The sequence below is a fragment of the Dehalobacter sp. DCM genome (assembly GCF_024972775.1).
GTDB lineage: Bacteria > Bacillota > Desulfitobacteriia > Desulfitobacteriales > Syntrophobotulaceae > Dehalobacter.
Map to the genome: position 1 here is coordinate 291,509 of NZ_CP092282.1, position 17,074 is coordinate 308,582.

At 49.3% G+C, this 17,074-nt stretch carries 24 protein-coding genes; 23 read left to right on the forward strand and 1 reads right to left on the reverse strand.

The window, feature by feature from the left end:
• Positions 1 to 8 precede the first annotated feature (8 nt).
• The 9 genes from LPY66_RS01460 to LPY66_RS01500 all read left to right on the forward strand — a co-directional run bounded on the left by LPY66_RS01460 (position 9) and on the right by LPY66_RS01500 (position 5,464).
• Positions 9 to 311 (forward strand): hypothetical protein, encoded by a 303-nt coding sequence (locus LPY66_RS01460; RefSeq protein WP_337986368.1) that lies wholly within the window; start codon positions 9 to 11, stop codon positions 309 to 311.
• On the forward strand, positions 308 to 1,090 hold the full coding sequence (locus LPY66_RS01465; RefSeq protein WP_337986369.1) for a JAB domain-containing protein: 783 nt from the start codon (positions 308 to 310) through the stop codon (positions 1,088 to 1,090). Before LPY66_RS01460 ends, LPY66_RS01465 begins: the two co-directional genes overlap by 4 nt.
• 32 nt (positions 1,091 to 1,122) lie before the next feature.
• On the forward strand, positions 1,123 to 1,620 hold the full coding sequence (locus LPY66_RS01470; RefSeq protein ID WP_337986370.1) for a ribbon-helix-helix protein, CopG family: 498 nt from the start codon (positions 1,123 to 1,125) through the stop codon (positions 1,618 to 1,620).
• Complete coding sequence (gene mobP3 / locus LPY66_RS01475) at positions 1,601 to 2,836, forward strand: MobP3 family relaxase (RefSeq protein ID WP_337986371.1); 1,236 nt, start codon at positions 1,601 to 1,603, stop codon at positions 2,834 to 2,836. Before LPY66_RS01470 ends, mobP3 begins: the two co-directional genes overlap by 20 nt.
• 78 nt (positions 2,837 to 2,914) lie before the next feature.
• Positions 2,915 to 3,580 (forward strand): hypothetical protein, encoded by a 666-nt coding sequence (locus tag LPY66_RS01480; RefSeq protein WP_337986372.1) that lies wholly within the window; start codon positions 2,915 to 2,917, stop codon positions 3,578 to 3,580.
• Positions 3,581 to 3,582: 2 nt separating this feature from the next.
• The gene (locus LPY66_RS01485; RefSeq protein ID WP_337986373.1) at positions 3,583 to 4,266 is read left to right on the forward strand and encodes a hypothetical protein; all 684 of its coding nucleotides are present in this window, start codon (positions 3,583 to 3,585) and stop codon (positions 4,264 to 4,266) included.
• Between the two features lie 3 nt (positions 4,267 to 4,269).
• Positions 4,270 to 4,569 (forward strand): hypothetical protein, encoded by a 300-nt coding sequence (locus LPY66_RS01490; RefSeq protein ID WP_337986374.1) that lies wholly within the window; start codon positions 4,270 to 4,272, stop codon positions 4,567 to 4,569.
• Complete coding sequence (locus LPY66_RS01495; RefSeq protein ID WP_337986375.1) at positions 4,508 to 4,900, forward strand: hypothetical protein; 393 nt, start codon at positions 4,508 to 4,510, stop codon at positions 4,898 to 4,900. Before LPY66_RS01490 ends, LPY66_RS01495 begins: the two co-directional genes overlap by 62 nt.
• 99 nt (positions 4,901 to 4,999) lie before the next feature.
• Positions 5,000 to 5,464, forward strand: a complete 465-nt coding sequence (locus LPY66_RS01500) for a TRAG family protein (RefSeq protein ID WP_337986376.1) — start codon at positions 5,000 to 5,002, stop codon at positions 5,462 to 5,464.
• 108 nt (positions 5,465 to 5,572) lie between these two features.
• Here LPY66_RS01500 and LPY66_RS01505 read toward each other — a convergent pair whose 3' ends face one another.
• A complete protein-coding gene (locus LPY66_RS01505; protein WP_337986377.1) occupies positions 5,573 to 6,106 on the reverse strand; it encodes an AAA family ATPase in 534 nt (177 codons plus the stop codon).
• 165 nt (positions 6,107 to 6,271) lie between these two features.
• Between LPY66_RS01505 and LPY66_RS01510 the strand changes: the two genes are divergently transcribed.
• The 14 genes from LPY66_RS01510 to LPY66_RS01575 all read left to right on the forward strand — a co-directional run bounded on the left by LPY66_RS01510 (position 6,272) and on the right by LPY66_RS01575 (position 16,954).
• On the forward strand, positions 6,272 to 7,873 hold the full coding sequence (locus tag LPY66_RS01510; protein ID WP_337986378.1) for a VirD4-like conjugal transfer protein, CD1115 family: 1,602 nt from the start codon (positions 6,272 to 6,274) through the stop codon (positions 7,871 to 7,873).
• 15 nt (positions 7,874 to 7,888) lie between these two features.
• Complete coding sequence (locus tag LPY66_RS01515) at positions 7,889 to 8,248, forward strand: Mbov_0395 family pilin-like conjugal transfer protein (protein WP_337986379.1); 360 nt, start codon at positions 7,889 to 7,891, stop codon at positions 8,246 to 8,248.
• Positions 8,249 to 8,311: 63 nt separating this feature from the next.
• Positions 8,312 to 8,563, forward strand: a complete 252-nt coding sequence (locus LPY66_RS01520) for a DUF6133 family protein (RefSeq protein WP_337986380.1) — start codon at positions 8,312 to 8,314, stop codon at positions 8,561 to 8,563.
• A 78-nt stretch (positions 8,564 to 8,641) separates the two neighbouring features.
• Positions 8,642 to 8,941: a SpoVG family protein gene (locus LPY66_RS01525; protein WP_337986381.1), complete on the forward strand. Its 300-nt coding sequence runs from the start codon at positions 8,642 to 8,644 to the stop codon at positions 8,939 to 8,941.
• 63 nt (positions 8,942 to 9,004) lie between these two features.
• Positions 9,005 to 9,838, forward strand: coding sequence for a conjugal transfer protein TrbL family protein (locus LPY66_RS01530; protein WP_337986382.1), 834 nt, complete (start codon positions 9,005 to 9,007; stop codon positions 9,836 to 9,838).
• A gap of 25 nt (positions 9,839 to 9,863) precedes the next feature.
• Positions 9,864 to 10,067 carry a mercury transporter gene (locus LPY66_RS01535; RefSeq protein WP_443112451.1) on the forward strand — a complete coding sequence of 68 codons (204 nt, stop codon included), beginning with the start codon at positions 9,864 to 9,866 and terminating at the stop codon, positions 10,065 to 10,067.
• Between the two features lie 35 nt (positions 10,068 to 10,102).
• Entirely contained in the window at positions 10,103 to 10,423 is a 321-nt protein-coding gene (locus tag LPY66_RS01540; RefSeq protein ID WP_337988178.1) for a hypothetical protein, read from the forward strand.
• A complete protein-coding gene (locus LPY66_RS01545) occupies positions 10,423 to 10,584 on the forward strand; it encodes a hypothetical protein (RefSeq protein WP_337986384.1) in 162 nt (53 codons plus the stop codon). Before LPY66_RS01540 ends, LPY66_RS01545 begins: the two co-directional genes overlap by 1 nt.
• Positions 10,585 to 10,592: 8 nt before the next feature.
• Positions 10,593 to 11,684 (forward strand): DNA cytosine methyltransferase, encoded by a 1,092-nt coding sequence (locus LPY66_RS01550; RefSeq protein ID WP_337986385.1) that lies wholly within the window; start codon positions 10,593 to 10,595, stop codon positions 11,682 to 11,684.
• 140 nt (positions 11,685 to 11,824) lie between these two features.
• The gene (locus LPY66_RS01555) at positions 11,825 to 12,985 is read left to right on the forward strand and encodes a tyrosine-type recombinase/integrase (RefSeq protein ID WP_117415751.1); all 1,161 of its coding nucleotides are present in this window, start codon (positions 11,825 to 11,827) and stop codon (positions 12,983 to 12,985) included.
• Positions 12,982 to 14,799 carry a site-specific integrase gene (locus LPY66_RS01560; protein ID WP_117415750.1) on the forward strand — a complete coding sequence of 606 codons (1,818 nt, stop codon included), beginning with the start codon at positions 12,982 to 12,984 and terminating at the stop codon, positions 14,797 to 14,799. Before LPY66_RS01555 ends, LPY66_RS01560 begins: the two co-directional genes overlap by 4 nt.
• Positions 14,789 to 16,336 carry a site-specific integrase gene (locus tag LPY66_RS01565; RefSeq protein WP_117415749.1) on the forward strand — a complete coding sequence of 516 codons (1,548 nt, stop codon included), beginning with the start codon at positions 14,789 to 14,791 and terminating at the stop codon, positions 16,334 to 16,336. Before LPY66_RS01560 ends, LPY66_RS01565 begins: the two co-directional genes overlap by 11 nt.
• On the forward strand, positions 16,320 to 16,748 hold the full coding sequence (locus LPY66_RS01570; RefSeq protein WP_018213979.1) for a DUF6262 family protein: 429 nt from the start codon (positions 16,320 to 16,322) through the stop codon (positions 16,746 to 16,748). The genes LPY66_RS01565 and LPY66_RS01570 overlap by 17 nt, the downstream gene beginning before the upstream one ends.
• A complete protein-coding gene (locus LPY66_RS01575; RefSeq protein ID WP_018213978.1) occupies positions 16,745 to 16,954 on the forward strand; it encodes a hypothetical protein in 210 nt (69 codons plus the stop codon). Before LPY66_RS01570 ends, LPY66_RS01575 begins: the two co-directional genes overlap by 4 nt.
• The last annotated feature ends 120 nt before the right edge of the window (positions 16,955 to 17,074 follow it).

The following is a 17,074-nucleotide window of genomic DNA, read 5'->3' on the forward strand; positions in this document are numbered from 1 at the left end:
TCACGATTATGGAACAAAATACTGCGATCAGGCAAAAAGACTATGAAAGGGCTTCGCAGCTTTTAGGGAGGCTCTTTGAAGTTGATTCGGATATTACCGAACAAATCAACAGATGCCTCCAAGATTACGGAGTCAATGGGTTTTTTAGAAATCTTGAGAGCTTCGGTTTTTCAGAAGATGTTTTTGAAAAGCTGAAGGCAGTCGCAATGGTGCTGTTTGGAATGGGCGAAGAAGCAGCAGTGACGGGTATGCCGAAAAATACCCCCGAAATACGGAAGCCTGAAGAACCGAAGGGTGGTGCGGGGCTGTGAAGCAAAACTACGATGAGGATTATGCCTCCAGCTTCATTAAAGGAATCACCCGCCTTACGGGAATTGCCGAAACCAAGCTGAGAAAATATGCGGCTGAGAACAATCTCTTTAATGTGCTGGAGCATCCCAATACCATTGACCCCAACAAACAGCAGCTTGAAAAAATCTATGTCTTAAACGAATTTATCTCTACTTACCGGCTTCTCAAGCTACAGGAGAATGAAAACAAGCTGGTATTTAATTCCTCCAAAGTGGCAGGAGAATACTTTGTATCCCTATTGGGCGGCATTAAGGACAGAGAGAAGTTTATGGCTGCTTTTCTGGATACCTGCAACAATATCATCGAGACAAGAACCTTCTCCGAGGGAAGTATCGGAGAAGCGCCCGTTTATCCGAGAATGATACTGAAAGCTGCCCTGGACTGTGATTGCAAAGCCATCATCCTGGCACACAATCATCCGGGAGGAAGCCTGTCTCCATCCATCCAGGACCGGGATCTCACCGAAAGACTGCTAGCTATTTTTGTGCCACTTCAGATTGATGTACTTGACCATATCATTGTCGCCGACACCAAATACTGCTCAATGATGGAGCAGGGCACCCTGCCGCAGCCGTCCAAAAATATCTGCTATGATGCAATTTCTTTGAATGACAACAAGGCGGTCAAGGAAGATGAAGCAGACTTCTATATGGATATTTCGGACAGGGACGATATAGACCTGGACGGTATGTCGTTTTTTGAACCTGAGGACGAGGAAGAAGATGAATGGGAGCTTTGAACGGCTGTCAAAAGGCGAAAGGAGCGTGTCTTATGGCAAAGACCGGTAAACAGCAGAATGAAAAAATCACCACCTCCATTTATCTTACAAAACAGATGTGCGATGAAATTGATAAAAAGGCAGACCGGGAACATATTTCCCGCAACGAGCAAATCCGCAAGTATCTTGAAAAGGGCCTGGCGATTGAAAGCTATGAAGAAAACATCGACCTCATCACCGCCATTATCCACCAGGAAATCGACGCCTCCATCAAGGCGCTGGGCAACCGTCTGGCCGGAATGATCAACCGTATGACCATCATCTCTGCGGCGGGCTACTATGCCAATATTGCCCTGATTGCCGACCTCATCGACACCGACCGCTATTCTTCCTTTGAAAAAATCGAGCGTCTTGCCCGTAAACGCGCCCTGGCCTATGCCAACATGAAAAGCGGCGACGCGCTCAAAGCTTTTCTGAACGACGAGGAAATGAAAAAGGCGGTCAACGAGCTAAAGGGAGGAACCTCGGCCTATGTCGATTTTGATGTATAAACAACGGTTCCGCAATCCCAATTACCGAAAGACCCCCAAATGCAACTACGCTCATATCGGCTATATCGCTACCCGCCCCGGTGCTTCTAAGAATGAGGGAATGCGGCACGGGCTGTTCGGAAAGCTTTCCCCCGGCGAGTTGGTGGAGTTTGAAACCTGGCAGGAAGTTGCCAGAGAAGTCCGGGAGCTTTCCTATAAAAAGGTCAACATCTTCCGCAGCATCATTTCCTTTGCCCCCGAAACCGCTGCGGAATTGGGGCTGAATGACCACAAGGCATGGGAGCAGTACATCGAGCGGCACATCCAAACATTGGCGCAGAGAAACGGCATCAGCGTAAAAAACCTGTCCTGGGCATGCGCCCACCACAACGAGCGAAGCCATCCCCATATCCACGTTGCCTTTTGGGACAAAAACCAGAGGGTAATGAAAAACTTCGTCCATCCTAAAATCGGCGACAGCATCCGCATACAGCTCATCAAGGAAACCTTTGCGGATAAGATTGAACAGTATTGCAGGGCGAAGGACAAAGCCAAAGGCGAAATCAAATCCGTCACCGATGAATTGGTATGCGAATTTGACGAGTACGTCAAGGCGGCCCATCCGAAGGAATACCAACGGCTAAAGGAGCTGGTGGGACGGATTGACGCGGACGAACTGGGTGCGGCTCCCCTGGACGGTATCCTGGGAGACATCGATTTAACCCCGCTGATTGTTAGATTGTTCGACCTGAAAGATAAAATGCCGAAGAAAGGCCGCCTGTTTTACAAGCTGCTGCCCGAAGAAGTCAAAGCCGAGGTGGACGCCTTTGTTGACGAACTGAAAAGCGGCAACGAGTATATCCGCAATCTGATCAACGATTACGCGGACAGCAAGTGCGCCCTGGCAATGCTCTACGACACCGACCCGGAGAATACGGAAAAACACCAAGAAAAGGCAGTCAAGGAAGCGGAAAAGCTGATTGCCAACAAACTGCTGGGCGTAATCAAAGCCATGCTGAACAAGGAACGGGAATTATCTCATATGGAGTATACCGAGGCCAGGAAGCACTACTATACCGAGCAGATGATTTGTGAAATCCTGATGATGCTGGAGCAGAACATCGTAAGCCTTGATATGGAATACGACGACAAAGCAAAGGTCATGAACACCGAGCTTTCAAAAGCGGCAAAAAAGGAATGGTACTTGCGGCATAAGGACAGGGGCATGGAACGGTAATAAAGCCTTGATTTTTTATTACCGTTCTGTAAGCGTGTAAAAACGCGGAGACGATTGCGAAAGGAGTGATACTTTGCCATGAAAGAATTAAGCGAACCGCTTTATCGGGCGTTCATCGGGCGGGTGCACAAATTGGGCTATACGGTTGTAGAGCCGGAGAACAAGGACCAGCCTGCGGAGCTTTTCAAGGATGACCAATATATCGGTTTCCTGCTGCCCAATGGGGCGATTTACTACAGAACCGGCATGGGGATGGAAAAAGAGGTACACAGGCTGACGGACATTTTGCTGGAAATGAAGCCTCCTTATGCCCTCTATGCTGATGCCGCTTATCTGCCCTTCAAGGGCGTTGAAAAATATAAAATGCTCTGTGAGTTTGGCGACAGCCTGTTGGCCGCAAGGCTGGATGATGATGGCGAACTCCGGTTTGTCACCTGGCTGTACGATTACGGCCATGAGGGTGTCAGGCACACCCGGTATTATGATACCGACTTTGCAGCGGCCAAACAGGATTTTGCGGTACGCTGCGGGCTAGTAGACGAAAAAAGGGTGTTTTCCGATAAGGAGCTTGCCGCTTTGTATGACGCCTGCGTGTATCGCGGCAGAAACGATGAAACCCTGAATTGCGACAGCGGAAAACTTCTGCAAGGGCTGGTGGAAAAACTGGAAAGCCTGGATTGTCTGGCGCCTGAGCTTTCCCGGCAGGAGCCTGAGCAGGAATCCGAAAATGAATTGGAGGTGTGACCATGCGCAGCAAGATTGATTTTTACAAGCAGTTTTTTGAGCAGCTTTCCAGGCAGGGGTTCGAGGTGAGGCGTTCCGATTCCTCCGATTACCTGGCCGACATCTACTACAAAAGGCAGCTCATCGCCTTTTACACCAAAGCCGACACCATCGAGAAAAATCCCTTTGTAACGGTCAAGGACAAGCTTCTGAACCTCATCAATGACACTGCGAAAGCTACAGCGGTCAGAGTCGGCATTTGCTCCGAATGCCCTTATACCGAGGACAATGAAAAGCTCCCCAACGGTTCCTACAAGCTGGCCGAGTATAACGGAGTAACTCTGGCCTGTAAGCAGCATCACCTGTTCGGCTATGTGTTTTCCACCTACCGGACTGTGCCGGAAACCGATCAGATCATCCAGCGGCAGTTTCATTATAATAAGGAATTTGCCGGACAGGACTTTGCAAAGCGCAGCGGCTTGGTGGACGAAAAGGCTTTGTTTAGCGAAATCGAGCTGATGGTCCTGCACTCCAATCTTGTAAAACTGTCCATGAAAAGCGAGCATCTCAACAATGACGAAATGCTTGAACTCGGCAGGATGATTGAGAAAATCGAGGAAGTTGTTCCCGAGCTGCAAGACAGGGACTACGACTTTGATTTTGAGGAAGAATTCCGGCAGGACATGGATGCTGAGATTGGAGGGTGACACATGGGCGGCAAAAGAAACCAGACCATTGCCATTGCAAGGTTTTTGGCCTACAAAAACGACTTGAACAAGCGGCTGGAGAATATGACGGACGAGCAGTACATGAAAAACCCCCTCGGCCTTGAGGTGGGACAGTATGTGGATGACCTGCTGAAATACTGCTCCGAAAGCACGGTGGACACGGTATTGAAGCATCAGGACGATTTGATTTTGCGGCTGGGCGAGGACTATCTGAGCATTGTTGCCTTTATGCCGTATGCGGAGGGAGGCGGAATCCATGCCGGACAGCAGGCCCAACGCTAACCTATGGGGCAATATCATCACCTGCGTCGAAATCGCCTTCGGCATTTATGAGATTGTGGGCGACAAAAGCAAGGGCATTATGATGACCAAGGCGGACGCCGAAAAAATACTGCCCGAAGCAGTTGCCGCCAGGGGTGAACCGGAGGGGGAAAACCTGTGCTTTACCGATGAGCTTTCCACTTCCCTGGTGGGAGACGAACTGGTCCGGCAGGGACTGGTCACCGACCCGGATTTTATCGCAAGGCAGGAAGCCGCAAAGCAGCTTGACGACGCGGAATACGATACGAGCTTTGAAACCTTCAACGAGATCGAGTTTGAACTGGAACTGTGAGGTGACTGAATTGAAACGGTGGCTGGAAAACACGCCTGTAAAAAATGAAATCGCCGAAACCATGATAAGCGAACAGGAGCAGGGCCTGGAGGTAGAGCCATGAAAATAAGACCAAAGCTGATGATATGCTCCCTGATATTTTTGACCGGCGGCTTTGTCAATCTCTTTTTTTCCACTGCCATCCACGGCCTATTGTCCAGGCAGATGACGGTGTTGAAGCTGCCGCCTATCGGCCAGTGCCTTGCCAGCCTGTTTTCAAGCAAGCAGCATTTTCTTCTTTACCTCTGCTTGCAGAGCTTCATACTGATTCTGTCGGTCATGTACTTTCTCACCAACCTGCGGCCCTATCAGTCGGATTTGACGGAGATCACGCCGGACATTAAGACACCCGTGGCGGTTGGACAGTACCAGCATGGCTCGGCGCGATGGCTCAAAGACGGAGAAAAGGGCAAAGCCTTTGCAAGCTTTGTTTTAAATCCCGACAATCCACAAATGAAAGAACTGATCGAAACAGGCTATGACAATTTGGAATTTTTCAAAAAAGAAAAGACCGGGGGCGGTTAACCCCCCGGTCAGATGGAATGGCATTATAGGGATTGTCCTAAAAAAGGCTTATGCTACATTCCCGTTTTGCTCATAATGTACGACAGCTAAAAGCAAATTCATTTATTACTATTTGATGGATAGAATATATAAATATTGTTTGACAATCATTTCGGCATTTTCAGAAATGGGTTTTGTCCCATCGACATGTATTATAGGACATACGAGAGTTTCTGCCCATTGCCCGATTTTGGATAAAGAACGCGACTCCACAAAATCAACAAATTTCAAATGCTGTTCGTACATATCACCGCCTTCACGAATGCGTTCTCCATGCTGTTCACAAGCTCGCTGTTTTATGCGTTCAATACGAATTTCAAGCGGTGCTGACATAAATACAGCCAGCTCGTACATTGACGAAATTTCTTCTCCAAAATTTCCAGTAACGGCAGAAATAACAAATAAACGATACTCTTTAATATCGGAAAGCATTAAATTTAAACAATCCTCTCGTGTACGCTCTACGGTGTATGGAATTCCTGATTTTACAAAGTGATAATCTTCAATGTCCATATTCTTGAAACCCAAAACGCGCGCTAACTCTCTTCCAAGAGAAGATTTTCCGCTACCGTTTGCACCAAAGACAATTATTCCTCTTGGCATCTTTGCACCTGCCTAAAATATAAATAATTGGAACTTTATGTCAATATTTACATCTGTACGAACTTCTGATGCCCCCAGAAATTCTATTTATATAAATCATAGCTTACCACTTATAAACACTTCCCTCAATTAATAATTTGTAAACAAAGAAAGGAGTCGTAGCCTATGCGAACAATCAAATACCTGTTTCATCACCCCAAGCTGATACCCAAACGAAAATTGAATACCGATGAGGACGCCGCCTTTGCTTTACGCGAGGGCGGCGTTGTTATTGGTGTAAAAAAGGAGGGCGATAACGAGCGTATTTATTATGTGGGCGAGGACAGCCATCTTTTGTGTATCGGAGCCACCCGCAGCGGCAAGACCCGCAATCTGGTGGTGCAGTCCATCTGCACCCTGGGATTGGCCGGGGAATCCATCGTGGTTAGTGACCCGAAAGCGGAGTTATACGACTACACCGCGGAGTTTCTCAAAAAACTCGGTTACAGGGTGCTGGTGCTGGATTTCAAAACCCCGTCCAAAAGTATGCGGTATAACCTGTTGCAGCCCATTATCAATGCGGTCAACCGGGGCGACACCGATCGCGCGGAAATGCTGGCCTGGGATCTGACCAACAACCTTGTTGGCAAGGCGGAGGGCGAAAAGATATGGATTAACGGTGAATGCTCCATCATTGCCGCCGCCATCCTCTGCGTGGTCTGCGATAACAAACGCCGGCCCGATTATCAGAACCTCACCAATGTCTACTGGTTTATTGCTGAAATGGTAAAGATGATCGGAAACAAAATGCCCCTCTTAGAGTACGTCAAAAAACTGCCGCCCTCCCATCCCGCCAAGGCGCTGCTCTCTATTTCCGATGTGGCGCCGTCAAGGACAAGGGGCAGCTTCTACACCTCTGCCTTGACAACACTCAGATTGTTTACCTCCAGGTCCATCTATTCCGTTACCCATACCAGCGACTTTGAATTGCAGGACATCGGGCAGGAAAAGCACGCATTGTTCATTATATTGCCGGACGAAAAGACCACCTTTTATCCGGTGGCCTCCCTCATCGTGTCGCAGCAATATGAGCAGCTTGCTAATTTGGCCGATGCGAGGGGCGGCAGGTTAAAGCAGCGGGTGAACTTCATGCTGGACGAATTCGGAAATTTCACCACTATCAGTGACTTTACGAACAAACTCACAGTAGGCGGCGGGCGTGGGATGCGGTTCAACCTGTTTATCCAGTCCTTTTCCCAATTAAAGGAAAAGTATGACGAGAACATTTCGGACACCATCAAGGCCAACTGCCAGACCTGGGTTTATTTGCAGGCCGACGACATGGATACTTTGCGGGAAATCAGCGAAAAGCTGGGGACCTACACCGTTTCCAGCTATCAGCTATCGGCCAGTCATGCAAAGTACACTACCCCTTCAAGCTCCCACAGTATCAGCCTGATTGAACGCAAGCTTTTGAATGTAGACGAAGTGCGGCGGGTTTCCCGTCCTTACCAGATCGTCACGTCCCGGACCCATCCCGCCATCATGGTTGCCCCCGACCTGTCGGAGTGGTATTTCAACAAAATGCTCGGCCTGGGGGACAAGGAGCATAATCGCAGGTTAAGGGAAGAACGGGAGCAGAAACGCCAGGTTGTCACCGACGTGGACAAGGAAATCGCCCTGTGGAATATCTGGGTCTACTATCAAAAGGACATCATGCGCAAGCTCCAGCAAAAGGCCGCCGAGGGCAAAGTACAGCCGGCAAACGGTGAAGATGATTCAGATTAAGGAAAGGAGGATTTTATGAAATCGAACAACGCAACAAAAAAGACAGGCAGGCTTTTGAAGAAAGTCCAGGTCTCCGTTGCCGTCTTAGCGGCAACGGCAATGACGGCGGTGCCGGCCTATGCTGCCGACGGCGTTCAGGGCAGCAAGCTTGTCACGGGGACGGAAAAGCTGATCGGCGATGTCACCACCTGGTTGATGGTGCTGGCTCCGGTGGTGACGGGCCTGCTGATCATCTATTTTTGCATCCGCCGCTCTGCCGCCGATGAAATGGACACCAAAAAATGGAACAACCGTATTACGGTAGCCATTGTTTCCTGTATCGGCGCCGTACTCGGTTCGGCCACCCTGAACCTGATTATCGGCTACTATCAGTAGCTCAGGCAGAAGTCTGACAAATACAGTATTTTTTTATCAATCATATTAAAGGAGGATTTTTCTATGCAAGACCTTATGAACAAGGCAAAGACAAAGGCGATGACAGTCGCATATTCCGCAAAGGCAGGACTGGACAAAGTGAAGGCCGCCGTATCCAGCCGTGACGGTCAGGGTGCGCTTGATACCGCTGTCACTGTCCTGATTTCGATTGTTTTGGGAGCCCTTATCCTTGGCGGCCTGTATCTCATCATCAATGGCACGGTGCTCCCTCAAATCACCGAGCGTATCAGAGAGATGTTCAATTACAAAGGTTGATTACAGGCAACCCAATAATCATATCTGACCGGCAGAGGCACCACCCCTGCTTACTTTATTTTACGGAGGATTTGGAAAATGAAGATTAAGGCTGAAATGAGGAGCATTTTTCAGAACAGCGGCAAGCTGAAAGCCGTGTCCAACCTTGTGCTGGAGGACAGCTTCGTAGTGAAAAACGTGCGGGTGATCGACGGCAAAAACGGCCTGTTTGTGTCCATGCCCAGCCGTCAAAACGCCGACGGCAGATACTCCGACATATGCTTCCCCATCCGGTCCGAAGTGCGGGAGCAAATCGAAAAAGAGGTGTTGGATGCCTACTATGAGGCGCTTGCAAAGGACGAACAGGCCGGGGACAGAACGGACAGCGACGCTTTGTAAAGCAAAATCTTTGAGGGAGTACCGCGCTGTGCGGTACTCCCCCGAAAGGGAGGTGAGGCCAATTTGGAAGTGCTCCTGGTATCGCTTATCGTCGCGCTTTTAAACGGTGCAATCGCCTATATCGACGGCCTTTTAACAGGAATTGTGCCCATGACCCTGTATGCGGAGCAATATATGACCACTGTATCCGGCACGAATATCGCGGATACCCTTTTCAATATTCTGTTCGGCTTCGGCGTGTCGCTCATCGTATTGAAGTTTCTAAAAAAAGGGTTTGAAACCTATGTGCTTTGGAGCGACGGCGACGCGGACGAAGAACCCCTTTCCCTGCTGACCAACTTTTTCAAAGCGTTGGCAGTGGCCGTCTGCTTTCCCACCCTGTACCAATGGATGGCTGCCATTGTGGAGAATATGACGGACCAACTGCTGGCAGCGGTGGGGGCGGCTACGGATTACGGCTGGAAGGCATGGGTAGACGGCATTTCCTCGATGGGGCTTGTGACGGCCATCTTCGGGCTGATTTTTATCATCTGCTATTTCATGCTGTACTTCCAGTTTCTCATGCGGGGGCTTGAAATCTTTATCCTGCGGGTGGGCATTCCCCTTGCCTGTGTGGGACTTCTGGACAATGACAAAGGGGTTTTCAAGGCGTACCTCAACAAGTTTTTCCAGTCCATGCTGGCCGTGGTGGTGCAGATTGTCCTTGCCAAGCTTGGCGTGGGGTTAATGCTCAATATGCATATTTTTTGGGGTGTGGCCTGTATGATACTTGCCATTCGAACACCGCGCTTTCTTCAGGACTTCCTCATCACGACGGGCGGCGGTGGCGGCGGGGTTATCAACAATGTGTACCATTCCGTGAGGCTGATCGGCATGGCGCAAAAATTAGCAAAGTAAAGGCGGTGGATGGGCATTGGTTACGATGGACGACATTTCAAAGGCAATTATCATCCTTGTCCGACTGGGTGCCGCCGCAAGGTTTATCTACTGCATGATAAGGCTCGCTGGTGCCGAGGAAGAACAGACAAAATATAAGAAACGGGCGAAAAACACCGTCATTTTCTACGTGCTGGCAGAATGTATCTGGCAGATTAAGGACCTGGTGCTGTATTACTATGCAGCGTAACGGCGTAATGACGATTGTTGGAAAAGGAGGGTTTTATGGAGGATGAAAAGTTGTATATCCCTATGGGGGTTAAGGCCGAAGCCGAGCTTTTCCCCGGCTTCGGCAAAAAGCAGCTCCTGCAAGCGGTGATTGGTTCGCTGGGTGCAGGAGTTGTTTCCGCTTTTGTATGGCTGCTTTCGCAAAGCGTCACCTTCACCGTTATTGGCGTACTGGCCGGCATTGTCGGCTCGGTGATGATGACCACCAAGGACCAGACCAATCTATCGGTGGTGGATCAGGTTCAGAATATGGTACGGTTTGCGAAAAGCCAGAAGATTTATCCATACCGGTACGGCGATGAATGGAGGTTGGGCTGATGTACGCGATGATACCCGTATATTACCCGTCCGTCGAGGTACACCCCTGTATTGTCAACGATATTTTCAGAGAGCTGATGAAAATAGAAGAACAAAAAAATATTGTGGAAGAAAACGAGCTGAATATGGAGCTTGATGAGGATATCGGACAGGAAATGTGAGGCCGCCCATGCAGACGACCTTCATAGACTTTTTTGCAGGTATCGGGGGCTTTCGTGCGGGGCTTGAAGCCTGCGGCATGAAATGCATCGGACATTGTGAAATCGACAAATATGCAGATAAAAGCTATCGGGCTATATTTGATGTGAAGGAGGATGAATGGTTTGCACGCGACATCACCAAAATCGAACCGGGAGATGTGCCCTGCGCCCATCTCTGGACTGCCGGATTCCCCTGCCAGGATATCAGCGTTGCTGGCAGCCGGCGAGGGCTTGACGGAGAACGAAGCGGCCTGTTTTTTGAAATTGTTAGACTCATCAAAGGCAAAGCTGCCGAAGATCGGCCCCAATGGGTTATCCTTGAAAATGTTAAAAATTTGTTTTCCGTTCATAACGGATGGGATTTTACGACCGTTCTCTTTGAAATGGCCGCCCTCGGCTATGATTTGCAGTACGGATTGGTTAATTCGAGAGATTTCGGAGTCCCGCAAAACAGAGAACGGGTCTACATTGTCGCTCATCGACATACTGGAGACGGATGTACCGGAAGGATATTTCCTCTCCCAAGCGGCAATGGAAAAGCTCTTATCCAAATCATAGGCGGGATGCAGGGACGGAGGGTTTACTGCCCTGAAGGAATCAGCGCCACCCTCACCGCACAGGGCGGCGGCGGTGGCTCCAAAACGGGGCTTTACTGCATGGGTTTGGGTGTCCACCGCATTGACGGTATTAAGGAAGGGCTGGAACTGGCCCATGCCATTACCGCCGGCGATTACCGGGGACTGGACCGGAACCAGACGCAAAACGCCGTGTTGGAGGGCTGCGAAACCTGCTTGCAGGCGGAGGATAAAAACGATTGCCCCTTCTGCTTCATCGATCTGAATAAAAACCCGAAGCTGACCGACATTGCACGGTGCATCAAGGCCCATTATAACGTCGGAGTGACCAACAGAGGCGCGGATAACTCCGGGGTTTTGCATTTGTGCAGGCGGGTTGGCAGGGGACTGGCGCAGACCCTGGAAACGAGCTGCAATCAGGGGATTATCTTGGCCTGTGGGCGGATACGACGCCTGACGCCAAGGGAGTGCTGGCGGTTTATTTAGGAACTATACACGGTAGTTAATTACACGATAGAAAGACGATGTAAAGCCATGTTACTACAGCCTTCTATAAGCGTGTTACAATATCTGTACCTGTAGGGTACTCTGCAGGAATTTTATTGTACATCGTATAGGAGGTTCGTATGGAAAAAGAACAACGAGTTTTCAAGGTGATGCGCGCACTGATGCCAGCACCGTCAGGTGGTGAAAGGGAACTATGGCTGATCACAAGGCACGGCATCCCGTTTTACCAGATCAATGAATGGCTGGACTTGAAGAGCATTCGAAAGATCAGCACCGGAAAGGAGTACGCACACAAGCTTTGTGTATATCTTAACTTTCTGCATGGGCAGGGAATATCGTTTGAGGATGCCGTAACAGATGATGTTATGGCATTTTTAATGCGGCTTATGGGTAGGAGCTATGAGGACGGAGGCGTTATTCGGCTGCGGGCCCCATTGTCATACAGCACCCTCAGCAAGTATGTCACTGTCATCACCGAATTCTACAAATGGCTCGAACAGACCGGTATGCATCATGTTGAGTTTCAGACAATGGACAATGCGAAGAGGGCCCAAAAATCGTTTCTCTATGGCCAGATCAGTTCTTATGAGTACAAATACATTATTGACCGACACATGTTAAGGCTGACCGCGAAACGGGAGTACATCAAATGGTATACGGATGATGAAGTGGTGACCATCTGCTCCTGTTTTCTGACATTACGCGATCTGGCTATATTTTTGGTCACGCTGGAAGGCTTCAGGATAGACGAAGTACTAAGCATGCAGCTTGAAGATTATGATTCTCAAGCTGGCCGTATCAGTCCGAGCCGGTCAAAAGGTAAACCGGACGCATCTTCGGGAGATTTCAAGCACCGCACTGTCTTTCTTCCGCAATCAACACGTGATGTGCTGGACCGCTATCTTTTGACAGAGAGGTCCCAGGCGGAAACACAATCCGGCCTGCTCAGTCAGACTATCTTTATCAATCTGAAAGCCGGGTGCAGCCAGGGTACTCCCCTTGCATACCGCAATTACTGGGAGATTTTGAAAAAGTGTGCGGCACGGGCGGGTCTTGACAGCAAAAAAATCCGTACCCACAGCGGACGCAGCACGAAAGTCATGCAATTTCTGGAGCATCAGGCGGCGCATCCGGAGAACAACATTTCCGATGCGATGATTTCGGAGCACTTTGGCTGGAAGAGCCTGGATTCTATCGAGCCATACCGCAATTACAACAATCCGATTATCGCCAAGGCGGTGTTTGATAAGCTTCAAAAGGCAAAGGAGGGGCAAAGATGAACTCCTCATTTACAGCATTGGAAGAATCACTGTGCTCTAGAAGCAGCCTACAGCCGGTACTGGATTCTGTCGGAGTATCGGAAATGATCCGGGCTATGGAAAATGCCCCGCCAAATTTGCTCACGGCATACTTTCAGGAGAAAGCAGCAGAATTTACTGTCAGGCGCGAGAACGTTACGAGTTTTAAGCTGCTCCAGGCCGCATTTACAGACAAAAAGCAGGCAAGCAGGTTTTATGGGACACCCATCGCTGATGTAGTTAAAACAATTGCTGACATCGAGTTTGAGAAGCAAAAATCACTTTTCAGGAGGGAAAACCGCCAACAATTGAGTGTCCATAACGATATATGGCAGCTGTTTTATCTAACCGGACCCAATTTGAGGAGCAACAGCTACGATTTCAGCAAGATCCATTGCGTCTCGCTGCGCTTGGAACTGAAATACTTTATGCTGTGGTACCTTCAAGGCCGTAGCGACTATCGGACCCCGGTTCTTGCTGCAGTAATCAAGGGAGTCAATTTCCTCAGCAGCAATAACCCAGGCATCCACTATTTCGCGGATATATCCGATGTGGATGCCCGTCAACTCTACAACTATCTGGAAAACGACTGCTTATCCAAGCACGGCGGCAGACTGTCCGTCAAGTCCGTTGCCAACACCATGCGTGCCTGCGGCCAAATCATAGACTACCTTTGCGGAGACATGCGTGATCCGAGCCTCCGGACACCGATACCGACGGGGAATCCATTTGCAAAGTACCGCTTTTTCAATCTGGACAACATGTCCAGAAATACTGAGATAATCCCCGACCCAGTAGCGGCGGCGATTGAAAAGCATAGTCACGAGTTAAGCGATACACACCGGGTTCTATACAGCATTTTTATCAATACCGGGCTGAGATTGTCGGAAGTCGTACTGCTGAAAGAGGACTGTCTGGCACCATCACGTTTTGAGGGGCTGATGCTCCTGCGCTATGTGCCGCACAAAACATTAAGCGCCCGGCGCAAGCGCGGCATCGGCGATACCTGTGAAATGCTGATCCCTGCTTTTCTGTCAAGAGAAATCACCCGTCAGATTAAGAGAACCCAAAGCCTGCGGGAGGAATATGGTGAGCCGTATATCTTCATTGTGAAAAATGGGAGCCAGCGTCCTTCGCTTCCCTGCGGTGACGGGTTTTGCGATGCGGTAAACAGGCTGATTGCGAAGCACTGCATTACTGATGAAAATGACCACCTCTGGAAGCTGACCACAAGGCAGTTCCGAAAAACCATTGCCGTCATGCTGGTCGAAAGCGGAGCATCCATGACGGAGCTTGCCTACTGGCTGAGCCATCTCTCACGCAAAACCTCAATGAAGTATTACGCCGAGGTTCGAAAGAAGCGGCTTGCTGAAATGAACACTTCCTTTTTTAGAGAAAAATTTGATCTTCTGCTTAACAACGAGCAGCTTGATCAATTCAGCGAAGAACAGCGGCGGCTCTTGTTTGTGGACTTCCGCCTTGAACAGCGCAGGGTTGAATTGGGATTCTGTATGCGCGTTTTTGCCGATGGAGAATGCCGGGAGCGCAGCCGTACGCTAAGCTGTGTAAACTGCAAAAATCTTTGTACAGGCAAACCGTATCTACAGTACTGGATAGCCCTGCGGGATTCCCAGCGCAAGCTCGTGGACGGGCTTGTTGAGTCCTACCGGGAGATGGGGATTGCGGATTACCAGTCATACCGGCAGTATCAGCAGGAAAAAGCGCTGCTTGATTCCTACTCGGATACCGTGACAAAAATCGAGGCAGCTTTTGGAGGTGGTTTGTATGCCAAGTAATGCTGCGGTGCAGGAAAACTTTCAGGAAGATCGTAAAGTGGAATACCGCGCCTTTGTTGCCAGTATTTCAGGCAGCGATTGCTTTGGTGACGACATATGGCACTGCGACAGGCTCAAAAAGCATCCGGCTGACAGATCCTGTGTGCTCCACTTTGTGAATGTCCCGGAACAATTTAAGGAAGCAGCCAAATACTTCATTGTGCTGAAACTGCTTGGAGGCATGCGAGTATCATCAGCCCGGCAGCACGTGATCCGGCTGATATGGTTCCTGCAGTTTCTAGAATTGCAGGGTGAAGAAGATGCTCTGTATTGTTGCACGCCGTCCTTTGTCGCTGGATTTAAAGCATATCTGGATGGGAATTGTACAAAGGAACAGGTAAAAAACGGCATATGGCAAGTCATCAAGAACTTTTTTGATGTCATGCAGGGATGGGAAGGCCGGAAGCTATACAATCATTTCGCCGGAAACCCATTCGTTCAGCCTTTACACTATGACGAAAAGCTGATTCCTCCTTTTGTTGAACGCCAGCTTGACCGGTTATTTCTAATGCCGGAAATACAGCTTCATATTCGGGTCGCGTATTGGATTATGAGGCTTTTTCCCACGCGGGTCAGCGAGGTCTGCGCAATGGAGCCGGACTGCGTCAAGCAGTTTGACGGGCATTTTATTCTGTTCCTCCCCTCATGGAAGCAAAACGGCGGCTACAACCTGGCAGAGATGCGCAGCCTCCACATTGAGTATGAGGGGATTGGGAAATATCTGATAGACCTTTTACATGAGCAGCAGGAAGCGCAGCGTGCCCTATCGCCTTATCTGCCGGAAAATCAGCGGGGACTGCTGCTGGCCTACAAGAAAGCCTGGTACAGATACGGAAAATGGGCCGAAACAGTTGTCCGGAAGCACAATGTCCTGACAGCTACCCCTAACCATATCAACGTGTTCTTCAAACGATACTGCGAAATGTATGATGTCCGTGATGAAAACGGAACCCTATATGTTCTGAAAAGCCACATGCTCAGACACAACGGCATTACAGACCGGCTGGCAGAAGGCTTTACCATAGAGCAGATCGCCCACATGACAGGCCACAAGAACGACCAGATGATTCTCAAATCATACAACCATCTCGACCTGCGTCCGGAGGTTCTTACGGAAAAGCAGAGGCTTGTTTTGGGGGAGTCTGACGAGTCATCTCCGGTTATGTTTCATGGGAGAATCCTGAGCATGAACCCGCAGACGGAGGCCAGGCTGCTGGAAAACCTGCGTGCCCACAGGGTGCGCGGCGGCATATGCAGTGATATTACCGGATGTAAATGCGATATGCAGGCTTGCTTGAACTGCCGCTATTTTATTCCTGAAATCGAGCAGATTCCGTTCTTTGAGGAACAGGCCGAAGCCTGGCGCATAAAAGCGGTGCGGTTCAAAGCCTTTCCTATCATTCAAAAAAATGCCGCTGCAAATGCTGTTCTATATCAGGAGGTTGTAAACAAAATGAAAACATATCTGGAGGTAACTGGCGATGAGAAAAATTCCTGATTCCCTGCTCAATCTACAGCAAAAGCAGCGTGAACAAACGATATCCGCTGTTAAAAGCACGATACAGGAGCTGAAGGCGGAAGGGTGTCCGGTTACCATAAAACGCTTATGCGAACGGACGGGGCTTTCACGTTCGGTATTCAGCAAGCCGCACGTGAAAGCCTTGATGGATGAGGAACTCTTCCATATCCCTGCAAAGACTGTATCCGAAGGGACGCTGGAGAGTCAATATGCGAAGCTACTCCTGCAATTGGAGAAATCCAAGCGCCGGGAAAGCGATCTTAAGTCTGCAAATATTCAATTGCGTGAAACTGTACAGGAATTGCGTTCTGAATGTGAGCTGCTGCGGGGGGAACTTCATTCCCTTATGCAGCGTGGAATGCGGCTTCAAGGAGGGGGTGAGCGAAAATGATATTGAACAGGAAAAAGCTGAGGGCTTGGGAAAAATCCGCGCACATTTTGTTTACCAAAGAGCAGGAGGCTATTATTCTTGAACGGTTTGGCACCGAACCGGGAGATGGGCATGAATGGTCTGAGCAGGATATTGCTGAGCAGATTAGAAAAATTGTGCGCGACAATCCGGCACCACCGCCAAAACTGCCTGATTTTCTGAAATGACATTTCCATATCTCCGCAGCATTGAATACAGCATATGGCCTCGGCCTGTGCTGTATTTTTTATCACCAAACATCACAAAACGGTTTTTCGACCAATATTTTTTGAATCGTGTATGTACAC

Coding starts and splice junctions, on each gene's coding strand:
- LPY66_RS01460 (WP_337986368.1), top strand. CDS start 9: ATGGAACAAAATACTGCGATCAGGCAAAAAGACTATGAAAGGGCTTCG.
- LPY66_RS01470 (WP_337986370.1), top strand. CDS start 1,123: ATGGCAAAGACCGGTAAACAGCAGAATGAAAAAATCACCACCTCCATT.
- mobP3 (WP_337986371.1), top strand. CDS start 1,601: ATGTCGATTTTGATGTATAAACAACGGTTCCGCAATCCCAATTACCGA.
- LPY66_RS01480 (WP_337986372.1), top strand. CDS start 2,915: ATGAAAGAATTAAGCGAACCGCTTTATCGGGCGTTCATCGGGCGGGTG.
- LPY66_RS01485 (WP_337986373.1), top strand. CDS start 3,583: ATGCGCAGCAAGATTGATTTTTACAAGCAGTTTTTTGAGCAGCTTTCC.
- LPY66_RS01490 (WP_337986374.1), top strand. CDS start 4,270: ATGGGCGGCAAAAGAAACCAGACCATTGCCATTGCAAGGTTTTTGGCC.
- LPY66_RS01500 (WP_337986376.1), top strand. CDS start 5,000: ATGAAAATAAGACCAAAGCTGATGATATGCTCCCTGATATTTTTGACC.
- LPY66_RS01505 (WP_337986377.1), bottom strand. CDS start 6,106: ATGCCAAGAGGAATAATTGTCTTTGGTGCAAACGGTAGCGGAAAATCT.
- LPY66_RS01510 (WP_337986378.1), top strand. CDS start 6,272: ATGCGAACAATCAAATACCTGTTTCATCACCCCAAGCTGATACCCAAA.
- LPY66_RS01515 (WP_337986379.1), top strand. CDS start 7,889: ATGAAATCGAACAACGCAACAAAAAAGACAGGCAGGCTTTTGAAGAAA.
- LPY66_RS01520 (WP_337986380.1), top strand. CDS start 8,312: ATGCAAGACCTTATGAACAAGGCAAAGACAAAGGCGATGACAGTCGCA.
- LPY66_RS01525 (WP_337986381.1), top strand. CDS start 8,642: ATGAAGATTAAGGCTGAAATGAGGAGCATTTTTCAGAACAGCGGCAAG.
- LPY66_RS01535 (WP_443112451.1), top strand. CDS start 9,864: ATGGACGACATTTCAAAGGCAATTATCATCCTTGTCCGACTGGGTGCC.
- LPY66_RS01540 (WP_337988178.1), top strand. CDS start 10,103: ATGGAGGATGAAAAGTTGTATATCCCTATGGGGGTTAAGGCCGAAGCC.
- LPY66_RS01545 (WP_337986384.1), top strand. CDS start 10,423: ATGTACGCGATGATACCCGTATATTACCCGTCCGTCGAGGTACACCCC.
- LPY66_RS01550 (WP_337986385.1), top strand. CDS start 10,593: ATGCAGACGACCTTCATAGACTTTTTTGCAGGTATCGGGGGCTTTCGT.
- LPY66_RS01555 (WP_117415751.1), top strand. CDS start 11,825: ATGGAAAAAGAACAACGAGTTTTCAAGGTGATGCGCGCACTGATGCCA.
- LPY66_RS01560 (WP_117415750.1), top strand. CDS start 12,982: ATGAACTCCTCATTTACAGCATTGGAAGAATCACTGTGCTCTAGAAGC.
- LPY66_RS01565 (WP_117415749.1), top strand. CDS start 14,789: ATGCCAAGTAATGCTGCGGTGCAGGAAAACTTTCAGGAAGATCGTAAA.
- LPY66_RS01570 (WP_018213979.1), top strand. CDS start 16,320: ATGAGAAAAATTCCTGATTCCCTGCTCAATCTACAGCAAAAGCAGCGT.
- LPY66_RS01575 (WP_018213978.1), top strand. CDS start 16,745: ATGATATTGAACAGGAAAAAGCTGAGGGCTTGGGAAAAATCCGCGCAC.